Origin of the sequence: Citrobacter sp. Cpo045, assembly GCF_030332875.1 — a bacterium.
Lineage (GTDB): Bacteria > Pseudomonadota > Gammaproteobacteria > Enterobacterales > Enterobacteriaceae > Citrobacter > Citrobacter portucalensis.
In genome coordinates this window covers 48,655-64,197 of sequence record NZ_JAOWGZ010000076.1, presented here as the reverse complement: position 1 = coordinate 64,197, position 15,543 = coordinate 48,655, and the positions used below count along the sequence as shown (strand labels likewise).

The 15,543-nt window shown below is 51.9% G+C and carries 13 protein-coding genes; 4 read left to right on the top strand and 9 right to left on the bottom strand.

Annotation, left to right across the window (positions count from 1 at the left end):
- Positions 1 to 80: 80 nt before the first annotated feature.
- Both OGY13_RS04015 and queC read left to right on the top strand, forming a co-directional pair.
- Positions 81 to 1,781, top strand: coding sequence for an SgrR family transcriptional regulator (locus tag OGY13_RS04015; protein ID WP_204191533.1), 1,701 nt, complete (start codon positions 81 to 83; stop codon positions 1,779 to 1,781).
- A 65-nt stretch (positions 1,782 to 1,846) separates the two neighbouring features.
- Positions 1,847 to 2,542 (top strand): 7-cyano-7-deazaguanine synthase QueC, encoded by a 696-nt coding sequence (gene queC, locus OGY13_RS04010; RefSeq protein WP_213752451.1) that lies wholly within the window; start codon positions 1,847 to 1,849, stop codon positions 2,540 to 2,542.
- Between the two features lie 105 nt (positions 2,543 to 2,647).
- On the opposite strand, the gene fadM is transcribed toward queC, so the two are convergent.
- From fadM to bolA, 9 genes are all read right to left on the bottom strand, one after another.
- Complete coding sequence (gene fadM, locus OGY13_RS04005; protein ID WP_003021636.1) at positions 2,648 to 3,046, bottom strand: long-chain acyl-CoA thioesterase FadM; 399 nt, start codon at positions 3,044 to 3,046, stop codon at positions 2,648 to 2,650.
- 106 nt (positions 3,047 to 3,152) lie between these two features.
- Positions 3,153 to 3,527 (bottom strand): helix-hairpin-helix domain-containing protein, encoded by a 375-nt coding sequence (locus OGY13_RS04000; RefSeq protein WP_213752452.1) that lies wholly within the window; start codon positions 3,525 to 3,527, stop codon positions 3,153 to 3,155.
- Positions 3,528 to 3,673: 146 nt separating this feature from the next.
- Positions 3,674 to 5,548 carry a peptidylprolyl isomerase gene (ppiD, locus tag OGY13_RS03995; protein WP_003831016.1) on the bottom strand — a complete coding sequence of 625 codons (1,875 nt, stop codon included), beginning with the start codon at positions 5,546 to 5,548 and terminating at the stop codon, positions 3,674 to 3,676.
- Between the two features lie 268 nt (positions 5,549 to 5,816).
- Positions 5,817 to 6,107 carry a nucleoid-associated protein HU-beta gene (gene hupB / locus OGY13_RS03990; RefSeq protein ID WP_219352570.1) on the bottom strand — a complete coding sequence of 97 codons (291 nt, stop codon included), beginning with the start codon at positions 6,105 to 6,107 and terminating at the stop codon, positions 5,817 to 5,819.
- Positions 6,108 to 6,297: 190 nt separating this feature from the next.
- Positions 6,298 to 8,652, bottom strand: a complete 2,355-nt coding sequence (lon, locus tag OGY13_RS03985; protein WP_003831014.1) for an endopeptidase La — start codon at positions 8,650 to 8,652, stop codon at positions 6,298 to 6,300.
- A gap of 184 nt (positions 8,653 to 8,836) precedes the next feature.
- A complete protein-coding gene (gene clpX, locus OGY13_RS03980) occupies positions 8,837 to 10,111 on the bottom strand; it encodes an ATP-dependent protease ATP-binding subunit ClpX (RefSeq protein ID WP_003831013.1) in 1,275 nt (424 codons plus the stop codon).
- A gap of 126 nt (positions 10,112 to 10,237) precedes the next feature.
- A complete protein-coding gene (gene clpP / locus OGY13_RS03975; RefSeq protein WP_003021624.1) occupies positions 10,238 to 10,861 on the bottom strand; it encodes an ATP-dependent Clp endopeptidase proteolytic subunit ClpP in 624 nt (207 codons plus the stop codon).
- A 247-nt stretch (positions 10,862 to 11,108) separates the two neighbouring features.
- Positions 11,109 to 12,407: a trigger factor gene (gene tig, locus OGY13_RS03970; protein WP_003021622.1), complete on the bottom strand. Its 1,299-nt coding sequence runs from the start codon at positions 12,405 to 12,407 to the stop codon at positions 11,109 to 11,111.
- A gap of 344 nt (positions 12,408 to 12,751) precedes the next feature.
- Positions 12,752 to 13,069, bottom strand: a complete 318-nt coding sequence (gene bolA, locus OGY13_RS03965) for a transcriptional regulator BolA (RefSeq protein ID WP_003021619.1) — start codon at positions 13,067 to 13,069, stop codon at positions 12,752 to 12,754.
- Between the two features lie 306 nt (positions 13,070 to 13,375).
- Here bolA and OGY13_RS03960 point away from each other — a divergent pair, with 306 nt between their 5' ends.
- The gene (locus OGY13_RS03960) at positions 13,376 to 13,954 is read left to right on the top strand and encodes a lipoprotein (protein WP_016152050.1); all 579 of its coding nucleotides are present in this window, start codon (positions 13,376 to 13,378) and stop codon (positions 13,952 to 13,954) included.
- 44 nt (positions 13,955 to 13,998) lie between these two features.
- Positions 13,999 to 15,474, top strand: coding sequence for a muropeptide MFS transporter AmpG (ampG, locus tag OGY13_RS03955; protein ID WP_048214791.1), 1,476 nt, complete (start codon positions 13,999 to 14,001; stop codon positions 15,472 to 15,474).
- Positions 15,475 to 15,543: the final 69 nt, after the last annotated feature.

The following is a 15,543-nucleotide window of genomic DNA, read 5'->3' as shown; positions in this document are numbered from 1 at the left end:
ATAGTGAATAGATAAAATGAATTGTTCCGGGTTTCTCTACGCATAAACCGTTAACGAACATCCTGAAGGAAAAAGTATCAATGCGTCTGCTTAATCGCCTGAACCAGTACCAACGCCTGTGGCTGCCCTCGAACGGCGAACCGCAGTCGGTGACCGTCGGGGAACTGGCCGAACGCTGTTTTTGTAGCGAACGCCATGTGCGTACCCTGCTAAAGCAAGCGCAGGATGCAGGCTGGCTGGAGTGGCATGCCCAGTCGGGGCGCGGGAAACGCGGGCAGCTGCGGTTTTTAGTGACGCCAGATTCACTGCGCAACAACATGATGGAACAGGCGCTGCAAAAGGGCGAGCAGCTTAGCGTACTGGAACTGGCTCAGCTGGCGCCGGGTGAATTAAGAACACTGTTACAACCGTTTATGGGCGGTCAGTGGCAAAACGACACGCCAACCCTGCGTATACCCTATTACCGCCCGCTCGACCCCTTGCACCCCGGGTTTCTCCCCGGTCGCGCGGAGCAACACCTCGCTGGACAAGTTTTCTCTGGCCTGACCCGGTTTGACAGCACTACGCAACGTCCCTGTGGAGACTTAGCCCACCACTGGAATATCTCCGCTGACGGCCTGCGCTGGGATTTCTATATTCGTTCCACCCTGTACTGGCATAACGGCGATGCGGTCAGCAGCACACAGCTACATCAGCAGTTGCTGAAGCTGTTAGAACTCCCCGCGCTGAATAAGCTGTTTATCAGCGTAAAGCGCATTGAGGTGACGCATCCCCAGTGTCTGACCTTTATTCTGCATCGTCCCGACTTCTGGTTGGCGCACCGTCTGGCAAGCTACAGCAGTCACCTGGCGCATCCTGAGCACCCGTTTGTGGGTACCGGCCCGTTCCGGCTGACGCTGTTTACTCCTGAGCTGGTGCGTATCGAGAGTCACGATCACTACCATCTGAGTCATCCGCTGCTAAAAGCCATTGAATACTGGATAACCCCGCAGCTCTTCTCCCAGGATCTGGGCACCAGCTGTCGCCATCCGGTGCAAATTGCGATTGGTAAACCCGAAGAGTTGCCTATGCTAAGCCAGGTAAGCAGCGGGATCAGTCTTGGTTTTTGCTATCTCACGCTCAGAAAAAGCGCGCGCCTGAATACGCAGCAGGCCCGTAGACTAATCAATATCATCCACCGTTCTTCCCTGCTACAAACGCTTGAAGTGGATGAAAATCTGATCACGCCAAGCAATGCACTGCTCCCCGGATGGACTATCCCGCAATGGGATGAACTCGACGAGGTAGCGCTGCCGGAAAAGCTGACGCTGGCTTATCACCTGCCGGTAGAACTTCACGCTATGGCTGAACAGCTTCGCCAGGCGTTGGCGCTGCTCGGCTGTGAATTAACGCTTATTTTTCATAATGCTAAAAACTGGGATGGCGATCATCCCTTAGCCCAGGCCGACCTGATGATGGGCGACAGGCTGATTGGTGAGGCACCTGAATATACTCTCGAACAGTGGTTGCGCTGCGATCAGCTCTGGTCACATGTATTGAATGCGCCAACATACACACATTTGCAAACGACCCTGGATGCCCTTCAAATTCAGGCCGATGAGGACGATCGCCACGCGGCTTTACAACAAGTTTTCGCCACGCTAATGCATGACGCTACCCTGACGCCACTGTTCAATTATCACTATCGCATCAGCGCGCCACCGGGCGTGAACGGCGTACGCCTGAATCCTCGTGGCTGGTTCGAGTTTACCGAAGCCTGGCTGCCACCTCCTTCCGCGTGAAGAAGCTGGTCGACGGCACGCCCAGGCGCTACCATAAGGGCTTCGTTATTTTGTCAGGAAAAGCCATGAAACGTGCCGTTGTTGTATTCAGTGGAGGTCAGGACTCCACGACTTGTCTGGCGCAAGCGCTGCATCAGTATGATGAAGTACACTGCGTGACCTTTGATTATGGTCAGCGCCATCGCGCTGAGATTGATGTCGCACGTGACCTGGCCTTAAAACTTGGCGCGCGCGCGCACAAAGTGCTTGATGTCACATTGCTCAGTGAACTGGCTGTCAGCAGCCTGACCCACGATAACATTCCGGTACCCGATTACGAACCGGATGCGAACGGCATTCCCAATACCTTTGTGCCAGGACGCAATATTCTGTTCTTAACGCTGGCAGCAATTTACGCGTACCAGGTGCAGGCAGAGGCGGTCATTACCGGCGTTTGTGAGACCGATTTCTCCGGCTATCCGGACTGTCGCGATGAGTTCGTTAAAGCCCTGAACCATGCTGTAAGCCTGGGGATGGCGAAAGATATTCGCTTTGAAACCCCACTGATGTGGATCGATAAAGCCGAAACCTGGGCACTGGCCGATTATTGGGGCAAGCTGGACCTGGTACGCGAAGAAACGCTGACCTGCTATAACGGCATCAAAGGTGACGGTTGCGGTCACTGTGCGGCGTGTAATCTGCGTGCCAACGGCCTGAACCATTATCTGGCGGATAAACCGGCAGTGATGGCGGCAATGAAGCAGAAAACCGGGTTAAAGTGATTGTATTGCCGGATGGCGCTTTGCTTATCCGGCCTACATGCAGTTGCAGCAACTCTTGTAGGCCGGATAAGACGCTTGAGCGTCGCCTTCCGGCAGTCGCAGCCACTACTGCACCATCTGCTCCAGTTTTTCGCGCAACTCCCCTTCCAGCGGCAACGCTTTTTGCGTTTTCAAATCAATACAGACGAACGTAATCAGCGCGTCTGCCACCACCTGCCCTTCCGGCTCCAGAGTAATGGTCTGATTTAACACACCACTTTTGCCATTTAACTGTTGAACCTGACTGGTGATAGTCAGCAGGTCGCTCAGCACCGCAGGTCGTCGGTAGTTGATATTAATATTCACGACCACAAAAGCGATGTTGTGTGCTGTCATCCACTGAAAGCTGTCGCTGTTTTCCAGACCATCCCAGCGGGCTTCTTCCAGAAACTCCAGATAGCGGGCATTGTTAACGTGCTGATAGACATCAAGATGAAAACCACGAACTTTGATTTGTGTTTGCATAGCGCAGGAGCCTTACGTTGTTTTTATAGGAACAGATTTTTGGGTAAAGAGGTCATAACTGGTATGACCTCTACAGTCTGGCAAACTTTCAGCGCTCTGCAAGTTATTAAAGTGTTAAAACTGCCAGGTTACGCTCAACCAGTGAACTGCCCATGCCCGGCACCTGCTTTAAATCGTCCACCGTTTTAAACGGCCCGTACTCCTCACGATAGCTCACAATCGCCTGCGCTTTCTTTAGACCCACGCCATTCATAACTCGCGCTAAATCCTCCGCAGAAGCGTTGTTGATGCTTACCCTGGTGCCCTCATCGTCGCTTGCTTTAGCGGGCTGTGTGGCTTTGCTTTGTGCCGCCCCTGGGTTTTCCGCTTTGGTTTGAGTCGCCTGGCTTTTGGCGACAGGCTCAGCCGCCAATGCGGTTTGGGCCATACCAGCGCAGGTCAATGAAAGAGTGATAAGCAGAACTTTGATTCCATGTTTCATACTGTTTTCTCCTTGTTTGTTAACAGTGGAATCACGATAGCGAGGTGCAGAACGGCAGACAAACGGCAAATATCAGAAATGGAAAAGGCCGCGAAAGCGGCCTTTGGTAGATACAACTTTTTGCAATTTTTTGCGAACTGCCTCGGTTATTGCTGCTGTTCCAGCGCATCCCCGATTTTAATTTTTGCGGCTTTACGCAGGTTGCTCATCAGCGCTTCGAAGACAATCTGCGCGTTGTTCTGAGTGATCCCCTGAACCATCGCTTTCTTCTGCGCTTCAGGCATAGAACCGGCTTTCACCTCGTCCAACGCCAACAGAACAACGTTACCCTGCATGTCGTTCGCGACGCCGTAGCTCGGTTTGTCTTTCGCCGGCAGGCTCAGACCAAAGGCAGCCTGGCTCAGCGGATCCTGACCCGTACGGCTCAGCGTTTTCGCCTCGCCAAAGCTCAGACCCGCCGCTTTCATCGCTTCATCGCCTTTACCGGCTTTCAGATCCGCCAGCAGTTTATCGGCATCAAGCTTCGCCTGCTGCTCTGCTTTATTGTGCTTAACGAGCGCAGTTACCTGCTCTTTCACTTCAGCCAGTGGCTTCACGGCTTCGGCTTTGTGCTCTGCAATACGCAGCACGAACGCACGATCGCCGTCCACGGTGATGATATCGGAGTTACTGCCAGGCGTACCGTTCTCACCAACCAGACCACCATTGAAAATGATGTCAGCGACTGGTTTGAAATTCAGTTCTTCCGGCAGGCTGTCACGGCTAAACCAGCCCGTTTCAACCGCTTTCATACCCGCAGCCTGCTCTGCACCCGCCAGAGATTCGTTATCATTGCTGGCCGCGTCGCTGACTTTCTGCTGCAGCGCATAGTACGCATCCAGCGCTTTTTCCTGCTTCACTTTTGCCGCAATCTCGTCACGGGCTTCGCTCAGCGGTTTAACTTGCGCAGGCTGTACGTCGTCAAGACGCGCAACGAGGAAACCAACGGAAGACTTAATTACGCCAGACAGTTGGCCTTTTTCTTTCAGACCAGCATTTTTCAGCTCATCCGGGGTGGTGGAATCTTCCAACCATCCCATATCGCCGCCTTTACGGGCAGAGATGATATCGGCAGATTTTTCTTTCGCCAGCGCAGCAAAATCACCGCCTTTGTTCAGCTCGTCCAGTACCGCTTTGGCTTCATCTTCCGTTTTGGTCTGAATGATGCTGTAGCGGTTACGCTGCGGCTGAGTGAACTGATCCTGATGCTGGTCATAGTAAGACTGAATATCAGCATCGCTGGCCGTCTCCTGCATAGCAGCGGCGTCCAGCTTGATGTAGCTCACGCGGAACTGTTCCGGCGTCATAAAGTTGTTTTTATTCTGCTCGTAGTAGCTGGCAACTTCCTGCTCGGTAACAGACTGCTTCGCGGCCAGTGCGTTAACGTCAATCGTCGCCTCGCGCACGATACGCTGCTGTGCGACCAGCGCCGCCAGTTCGTCCGTTTCGCCTTTCAACATGAAGTCCGTACCGGCAACACCGTTAATCAACTGCTGTGTCGTAAGCTGATTACGTAATGCCTGAGCGTACTGGTCTGCAGTCATTCCCATTTGATTGACAATCGCGTTGTAGCGGTTGTTATCAAACTTGCCGTCCACCTGGAACGCAGGCGTGGCGAAAATGGCCTGTTTAACCTGATCGTCGCTGATGTTGAGCTTAAGCTCGCGGGAATACTGATCCAGCAGCGCTTCGTCAACAAGACGATTCAGCACCTGCTGACGCAGCGTTTTCATATAACCTTCGTTCGCGGCCAGCTCGGAGTATTGATCGCCCAGCTGTTGCTGCATGCGGTTACGTTCACTGTTGAACGCATTCTCGAACTGCCCGCGGCTGATCTCCTGGCCATTCACTTTGGCGGCGAAGTTATTGCCCCCGCCAATCAGGTAACCACTCACGCCGGTCAAAATGAACGACACGATAATGATACCGAAAATAATCTTGAGCACGAGACTGTTAGCAGCCGTGCGTAAGCTGTCCATCATGGTGTAACCACACTCCGCTGTAGATGACTATACGCGTTATCCTCTCTGCTGCCCCCGCGTTGATGACAACAACGGCAACAAGGATTTTGAGTATATATGCTTCACGCAGCATAGCGTTTCCTGAACGCTGCGCACAAAGGTCTATTGTGACAAGAAACAGGGGCAATTGTCAGCCCACAACGCGTAGAAAGTACCGGAATTACAAATAAAAAAGGCACATCAGTCGATGCGCCCTTGTACTTCGTCACATCCCCAAAGGGGAAATCACTTAGTTTACCGCGTCTTTCAGTGCTTTACCTGCACGGAAGCCCGGTACTTTAGCCGCGGCGATGGTGATCTCTTTACCTGTTTGCGGGTTGCGACCAGTACGGGCAGCACGCTCTTTAACGGCAAAAGTACCAAAACCTACCAGCGCTACGTCATCACCTTCTTTCAGAGATTCGGTAACAGAAGCAATAATTGCATCTAACGCACGTCCAGCCGCAGCTTTAGAGATATCAGCCCCTGCAGCAATTTTGTCGATCAGTTGAGATTTATTCACTCTTCTCTTCCTCTTTATAATTTATATCGCACCTGAATCCTTCAAAGTGCGACCGCGCAGCAGTTATATCAGGCCTGCCATGCCCTTACAACACCCGTTAATGATGGCAAGCCTAATCCGTTATCTAAATTAGCTATACAAAAAAAGGCTGGCAAGCCCGAAATGGCCTGCCAGCCCTGTTTTTATTAATGCTCTTTGCGCGAGGTCACTATTTTGCCGTCACAACCTGCATTCCAGAGGGTTCATTTTGCAACGCAAGAGTCAGAACTTCCTCAATACGTTTCACCGGGTGAATATTAAGATCGGCAATTACGTTGTCCGGAATCTCTTCCAGGTCACGTTTGTTCTCATCGGGAATTAAGACCGTCTTAATGCCGCCACGGTGTGCCGCCAGCAGTTTTTCTTTCAAACCACCGATAGGCAGAACCTGACCACGCAGAGTGATCTCACCCGTCATCGCCACGTCGGCGCGAACTGGGTTACCGGTAAGACAAGAAACCAGCGCTGTACACATAGCAATACCCGCACTTGGACCGTCTTTCGGCGTAGCTCCTTCAGGTACGTGAACGTGGATGTCGCGTTTTTCGTAAAAGTCCGGGTTAATACCCAGTTTTTCCGCACGCGCGCGCACCACGGTCAGCGCAGCCTGAATCGACTCCTGCATGACTTCACCCAGAGAACCGGTGTAGGTCAACTTACCTTTACCCGGTACGCAGGCGGTTTCGATAGTCAGCAGATCGCCGCCAACTTCCGTCCACGCCAGACCCGTCACCTGACCAACGCGGTTTTCGTTGTCCGCGCGGCCATAGTCAAAGCGCTGTACACCCAGATAATCGTGCAGGTTGTCGCCATTGATCTCAATATGTTTCAGCGATTTATCCAGCAGCAGCTGTTTCACCGCTTTACGGCACAGTTTAGAGATTTCACGTTCCAGACTACGTACGCCTGCTTCACGGGTGTAGTAACGAATAATGCCCACAATGGCGCTATCGTCGACCGTCAGCTCACCTTTTTTCAGCGCATTACGCTCAATCTGTTTCGGCAACAGGTGACGTTTGGCAATGTTCAGCTTTTCGTCTTCGGTATAACCGGACAGACGGATCACTTCCATACGATCCAGCAACGGTGCCGGAATATTCATGGAGTTAGAGGTCGCAACAAACATTACGTCGCTGAGATCGTAGTCCACTTCCAGGTAGTGATCGCTGAACGCCACGTTCTGCTCTGGATCCAGCACCTCAAGCAGTGCGGAAGCCGGATCGCCACGCATGTCGGAAGACATTTTGTCGATCTCATCAAGCAGGAACAGCGGGTTTTTAACGCCCACTTTGGCCATTTTCTGGATCAGTTTACCCGGCATAGAACCGATATAGGTCCGGCGGTGACCACGAATTTCGGCTTCATCACGCACGCCGCCCAGCGCCATACGGATGTATTTACGCCCAGTTGCCTTCGCGATGGACTGCCCCAGAGAGGTTTTACCTACCCCCGGCGGTCCAACCAGACACAGGATCGGCCCCTTGATTTTATTTACACGGCTTTGAACCGCGAGGTACTCAAGGATACGGTCTTTGACGCGCTCCAGACCATAATGGTCGGTATCGAGGATTTCCTGCGCCTGGCGTAGGTCTTTTTTGACCTTGCTACGCGCATTCCACGGCACCTGTACCATCCAGTCGATGTAGCCACGCACCACGGTCGCTTCCGCCGACATAGGAGACATCATTTTCAGCTTCTGCAGTTCTGCTTCCGCTTTCTCTTTTGCCTCTTTCGGCATTTTCGCCGCGTCGATTTTACGCTTCAACGCTTCGTTTTCGTCCGGTGCATCGTCCATCTCACCGAGTTCTTTCTGAATAGCTTTCATCTGCTCGTTCAGATAGTACTCGCGCTGAGATTTTTCCATCTGCTTTTTCACACGGTTGCGAATGCGTTTCTCAACCTGCAGCAGATCGATTTCAGACTCCATCATCGCCATCAGATATTCCAGACGTTCGTTAACGTCGGACATCTCCAGCACGGACTGCTTGTCAGCCAGCTTCAGCGGCATGTGTGCAGCGATGGTATCCGCCAGACGTGCAGGATCGTCAATGCTGTTCAGCGACGTCAGCACTTCTGGTGGGATTTTCTTGTTCAGCTTGATATAGCCTTCGAACTGGCTGATAGCGGTACGCACCAGCACTTCCTGTTCGCGCTCATCAATAGCAGGCGAGTCAAGGTACTCTGCTTTCGCAGAGAAATGCTCGCCGTTGTCAGACAGCGCAGAAATACGCGCACGCTGTAACCCCTCGACCAGCACTTTTACGGTGCCGTCAGGCAGTTTCAGCATCTGCAAAATAGAGGCCACGGTCCCGACGGTGAAAAGATCGTTTACACCCGGCTCATCCGTTGACGCTTCTTTCTGTGCGACCAGCATGATTTTTTTATCATGGTCCATAGCCGCTTCCAGACAACGGATAGATTTTTCCCGCCCTACAAATAAGGGTATGACCATGTGCGGATAAACCACCACATCGCGCAACGGCAATACGGGGATTTCAATGCGTTCAGAACGCTCAGGATTCATAGAGCTCTCTCTTAGTTTAGTTTCCGCCAGGTAATCAGGTGGTACGACTGTGCTTCACACCACCTTTAACATGTATGTCAGTATATGGGGATGTTTCCCACACATTCAACGCCATGTTTACGGAAAAATAAAAGGGGAGATAAAATCCCCCCTTTTTAATTAAATGTCTGTATGAATTGATGAATTATTCGCCAGATGCCTGCTGCGCTTCCGGCTTACCGTAAATCAGCAATGGCTTGCTCTGACCGCCAATCACCGACTCATCGATCACCACTTTTTCGACGTCTTCCATAGAAGGCAGATCGTACATGGTGTCGAGCAGCGCAGCTTCGACGATAGAACGCAGGCCACGAGCACCGGTTTTACGCGCCATCGCTTTCTTGGCGATAGCATCCAGCGCTTCTTCACGGAATTCCAGATCGACACCTTCAAGATTGAACAGCGCCTGGTACTGCTTGGTCAGGGCATTTTTCGGCTCTTTGAGGATCTGGATCAACGCTTCTTCGCTCAGCTCGCTCAGCGTTGCCACAACCGGCAGACGACCGATGAACTCAGGGATCAGACCAAATTTGATCAGATCTTCCGGTTCGACCTGCGACAGCAGTTCACCTTCGCTGGCTTTATCAGACTGTGCTTTTACCGTTGCGCCAAAACCAATGCCGGAGCCGGTTTCAACACGGTTAGCAATGACTTTATCCAGACCGGCAAATGCACCACCGCAGATAAACAGGATCTTGGAGGTATCAACCTGCAGGAATTCCTGCTGAGGATGTTTACGACCACCCTGTGGCGGAACGGCAGCAACCGTCCCTTCGATCAGTTTCAACAGCGCCTGCTGTACGCCTTCGCCGGAAACGTCACGGGTAATAGATGGGTTATCAGACTTACGAGAAATCTTGTCGATCTCATCGATATAGACGATCCCACGCTGTGCTTTCTGCACGTCGTAATCGCACTTCTGCAACAGCTTCTGAATAATATTTTCAACATCTTCACCCACATAACCGGCTTCGGTCAGCGTGGTGGCATCAGCCATGGTGAACGGAACGTCCAGCAGGCGCGCCAGCGTTTCAGCCAGCAGCGTTTTACCGGAACCCGTCGGGCCAATCAGCAGGATGTTACTTTTGCCCAACTCGACGCCATTGCTGGTGTCGCCGTTGCGCAGACGTTTGTAATGGTTGTATACCGCGACCGCCAGCACTTTCTTCGCCTGCTCCTGACCGATAACGTAATCGTCCAGGTGGTTGCGAATTTCATGTGGCGTAGGCAGCGCACTGCGTTCACGGTGCGGTGCTACTTCCTTAATCTCTTCGCGAATGATGTCGTTGCATAAATCAACACATTCGTCGCAGATATACACGGATGGACCGGCAATCAGCTTACGCACTTCATGCTGGCTTTTGCCGCAAAAAGAGCAGTACAACAATTTGCCCGAGCCATCTTTGCGTTTATCTGTCATGGGTCAAAACCTCTTCTTTGTTCTTTGTGCCGCACACGACGACGCAAATGCCATTCTCAGGCGCAAGACGCTAGTCAGCGTTGTGCCGCTCCAGGTAATTATAGCGGCACACCTGCGCACTGGGCATTAATTACGATGGGTCAAAATCGAGTCGACCAGACCGTACTCTACCGCTTCAGAAGCGGAGAGGAAGCGATCGCGCTCGGTATCACGTTCAATCTGCTCAAGAGATTGACCCGTATGATGCGCCATAAGTTCGTTCATGCGCCCTTTTACCTTCAGGATTTCACGGGCATGAATTTCAATATCCGTAGCCTGGCCCTGGTAACCGCCCAGAGGCTGGTGGATCATGACGCGAGAGTTAGGCAGGCAAAAACGTTTGCCTTTCGCCCCGGCGGTCAGCAGGAACGCACCCATTGAGGCCGCCTGGCCCATACAAATGGTGCTGACGTCCGGCTTAATAAACTGCATGGTGTCATAGATAGACATCCCGGCAGTGATCACTCCACCAGGGGAGTTGATGTACAGGTAGATATCTTTTTCTGGGTTTTCTGCTTCCAGGAACAGCATCTGCGCCACGATCAGGTTAGCCATATGGTCTTCGACCTGGCCGGTCAGAAAAATGACGCGTTCCTTAAGTAGACGAGAATAGATATCAAAAGAGCGCTCACCACGTGAGGTCTGTTCAATGACCATCGGCACCAGCGCCATATGGGGTGCAAAGTTATCTCGTTCGCCGCTGTATGACATTTCCGTCTCCTGGATAAAATTTGAAAAAACCTGCTGTGCTGATTGTAACCTTATGGACGGATTATCAGCTAGTCCCTCAGTAATGGGTACGACATCGCCATAATTCAAGCATAACAATCTTTTGTTGTAACGCTAACACTGAAACGCTGTTTTCGCACTCTTCCCATGCAAAATGCGTGACAAAAAAAAACCCGCCACCAAAAGGTGACGGGCTTGCGTACGAAATTCGAGCTAAAAAAGCGACGAATTACGCCTGCTGGTTCATCAGTTCGTTGAAGGAAGTGGCTTTTTCAGTCACTTTCGCTTTCGCCAGAACGGCTTCAACAGCCTGCTCTTCCAGAGCGACGTTACGCATGTTGTCCATCAGCTCTTTGTTTTTGCTGTAGAACTCAACAACTTCTTTCGGATCTTCGTAAGCAGAAGCCATCTCTTCGATCAGGCCTTTAACGCGATCTTCGTCAGCTTTCAGTTCGTTGGTACGAATCACTTCGCCCAGCAGCAGACCAACAACTACGCGACGCTTAGCCTGTTCTTCGAACAGTTCACGCGGCAGTTCCAGAGCTTGTTTCTCGTTGCCGCCGAAACGTTGTGCAGCCTGACGACGCAGAACGTCGATTTCGCTGTCGATCAGAGCAGCCGGAACGTCGATGTCGTTAGCTTTTACCAGACCTTCGATCGCCTGAGACTTAACGCGGTTACGCACAGCGCCTTTCAGCTCGCGTTCCATGTTTTTACGGACTTCAGCGCGCAGACCTGCTACGGAACCATCTTCAACGCCGAAACGTTTGATGAATTCTTCAGTCAGTTCCGGCAGTTCGCGTTCTTCAACTTTCTTCAGGTTGATAACGAACTTCGCAGCTTTACCTTTCAGGTTTTCAGCGTGGTATTCTTCCGGGAAGGTCACGTCGATAGTGAACTCTTCGCCAGCTTTGTGGCCTTTAACGCCTTCTTCAAAGCCCGGGATCATACGACCCTGGCCCATCGCCAGTACGAAGTCAGACGCTTTGCCGCCTTCGAACTCTTCGCCGTCTACAGAACCGGTGAAGTCGATGGTTACACGGTCTTCTGCATCAGCAGCGCCGTCTTTGTCTTTCCAGGTAGCCTGCTGCTTGCGCAGGGTGTCCAGCATTACGTCAACGTCAGCGTCGGTAACTTCAACAACCGGTTTTTCAACTTCGATTGCTTCCAGGCCAGTCAGCTCAACTTCCGGGTAAACTTCAAACTCTACCGCGTAAGTAAAATCTTCACCCAGTTTGTATTCGCCCGGAACGTAGTTCGGTGCGCCAGCCGGATTGATTTTTTCTTTGATGATCGCGTCAACGAAGTTGCGGCTCATCAGGTCACCCAGAACGTCCTGGCGAACAGACGCGCCATAACGCTGAGCAACAACATTCATCGGTACTTTTCCTTTGCGGAAACCGTCAATACGCACTTTCTTCGCTACGTTGACCAGCTCGCTTTTCACAGCGGTCTCGATGCTGTCAGCAGCGATAGTAATCGTTACACGGCGGCCAAGGCCTTGAGTGGTTTCAACTGAAACTTGCATCTTGTTACCTCAAAAAATCACAGTGCTCGGTCAACTCTTCTCCGCAAGCACAGGTTGTTGGCTTCGCGGAACTGGGATGTTCTCATAAGCAATCACATTCCCTGTCGTCAGAATCATCCCGAAGACATTCCGAAAAATAAGACGCGCATTATAGCGGCATCACTTTTATGAGTCGAGAACGGTTATCGCGCGTTGCTGCGGCTTTTTTCACAATTCCCGGCTAATTTTTGTCTGAATACTGTACGACTGCCCCAGAATTCAGACAAAACAAAACGGCCCGCAGGCCGTTTTCACATAATCTGTAGCAACATACTGGAAAAGCGTCGGTTGTTGCAAATCCGTTTTTACGCGATGCTTCCCGCCCCACGACACGGAGGCGATGCAAAAATCGTATCCTGCAACGCTTCCCACTCCTTAATAGTGTAGGTATGCAGGGCAAGCGCATGAACGGTTGTGGAAAGCTCCGCCGTTAACGTGCTGTAAATCATCCGATGACGATTAAGAAAACGTTCACCTGTAAAGCGATCGCTAACCAGTACAACCTTAAAGTGGCTTTCAGAACCAGCCGGGACATTGTGACGATAGCTTTCATCCACAACTTCGAGGAACACGGGTTCGAACGCTGCCCTTAATTTTTCTTCTATTTGCTCACGAATCATCATGAAATTTTTCCTCCGACAACGCTGAGATGTCACCCATCCCTTTAAATACTAGCCGCTTTTACCGTTTTCATTACACCTTAGCAACAAAAAATTAGCGCTTGTCTGATTTTCTCATTCAAACGGATGAAGTTCACTGATTCCTCACTCCAATTTATTGCAAAAAGTCCGTTTATAGTCTCCACAAAGTCATAAAACGGACAACACAATGAATTTACATGCGTTACCCACTTCCCCTCATCGTTGGCGATGTTATGATGGCGGGAATTTTCTCTAACCATACAATTTAGATTCGCTGAGAGCCCTGGCATGTTTAAAAAAATCCTCGTCCCGTTTGTCGCGCTGTTTATGTTAGCTGGATGCGCAACACCGCCGACCACTATTGAAGTCTCCCCGAAAATTACCCTGCCGCAGCAGGACCCAAGCCTGATGGGTGTGACCGTTAGCATCAACGGAGCCGACCAGCGCCAGGATCAAGCACTGGCAAAAGTCACCCGCGACAACCAGTTGGTGACCCTGACCGCGTCCCGCGACCTGCGTTTCCTGCTGCAAGAAGTACTGGAAAAACAGATGACCGCACGCGGTTATATGATTGGACCGAACGGTGCAGTCAACCTGCAAATCATTGTTAGCCAGCTGTATGCTGACGTGTCTCAGGGTAGCGTGCGCTATAACATCGCCACCAAAGCAGACATCGCCATCATTGCTACCGCCGCCAACGGCAACAAGATGACCAAAAACTACCGCGCAAGCTATTCTGTTGAAGGTGCACTGCAAGCCTCTAACAAAAATATCGCTGATGCCGTTAACAGCGTGCTGACCGACACCATCGCTGATATGTCTCAGGACACCAGCGTTCACGATTTCATCAAGCAGAACGCTCGTTAATTTCTGCCCATATGGCCCGGCGTTCGTCGGGCCTATAGAAGCCCATGTCCAGTCAATACTTACGTATTTTTCAGCAACCACGTTCAGCTATCCTGCTCATTCTGGGGTTCGCCTCCGGTTTACCGCTCGCACTCACCTCCGGTACGCTTCAGGCGTGGATGACAGTCGAGAATATCGATCTTAAAACCATCGGTTTCTTTTCCCTGGTCGGTCAGGCCTACGTATTTAAATTTCTCTGGTCCCCGTTGATGGACCGTTACACGCCACCGTTTTTAGGTCGACGTCGCGGCTGGCTGCTGGCGACCCAGGTGCTGTTGTTAATTTCTATCGCTGCGATGGGCTTTCTGGAGCCTGGCACACAGTTACGCTGGATGGCCGCACTCGCAGTAGTGATCGCTTTTTGCTCGGCATCGCAGGATATCGTCTTTGATGCCTGGAAAACCGACGTATTGCCCGCAGAAGACCGCGGTACCGGCGCGGCTATCAGCGTGCTGGGCTATCGATTAGGGATGCTGGTTTCAGGCGGATTGGCCTTGTGGATGGCCGATCGCTGGCTGGGCTGGCAAGGGATGTACTGGCTGATGGCTGCACTGTTGATTCCCTGTATCATCGCCACTCTGTTAGCACCTGAACCAACTGACACCATTCCGGTGCCTAAAACGCTGGAACAGGCAGTTGCGGCTCCGCTGCGAGACTTCTTTGGTCGTAACAACGCATGGCTGATCCTGCTGCTTATTGTGCTGTATAAGCTCGGGGATGCTTTCGCCATGAGCCTGACCACCACCTTTTTAATCCGCGGCGTTGGGTTTGATGCGGGTGAAGTTGGCGTGGTGAATAAGACGCTGGGGCTACTGGCGACCATTGTTGGCGCGCTGTACGGTGGGATCCTGATGCAGCGCCTCTCTCTGTTCCGCGCATTGCTTATTTTCGGCATCTTGCAAGGGGCGTCGAATGCGGGCTACTGGCTACTGTCCATCACTGACAAACACATGTTCAGCATGGCGGCGGCCGTCTTCTTTGAAAACCTGTGCGGCGGAATGGGCACGGCGGCATTTGTCGCTTTATTAATGACGCTGTGCAATAAGTCCTTCTCAGCGACCCAGTTCGCCCTGCTCTCCGCGCTTTCAGCCGTTGGTCGCGTTTACGTTGGCCCGGTAGCGGGTTGGTTTGTCGAAGCACACGGCTGGCCGACGTTTTATCTGTTCTCCGTATTTGCCGCGATCCCCGGCCTGATACTGCTGCTGGTATGTCGCCAGACCCTGGAACATAGCTGGCAAAATGAAAGCTTCATTCCGCGCACGGAATTTCGTGGAGCATACAGTCTGGCATTAATGACGCTAGTTGCGGGCTGCTGCCTGCTGCTGGTTTGGCTGCTGCTGTTAACCATGAACGCGCTGGATTACACCAACTTCTCCTTCCTGCCGGAACTGCTTGAAGTCTCAGTGGTGGTCGCTGTCTGCGGGGTCGTTTTTGGTGGATTGCTTGATTATCTGGCATTGCGCAAAACCCGTCTGGCATGATGTTGCATATTTATGCTCTAAATAATTCGAGTTACGGGACAAAAGGCGTGAGCGTTTTGAACAGCGCTT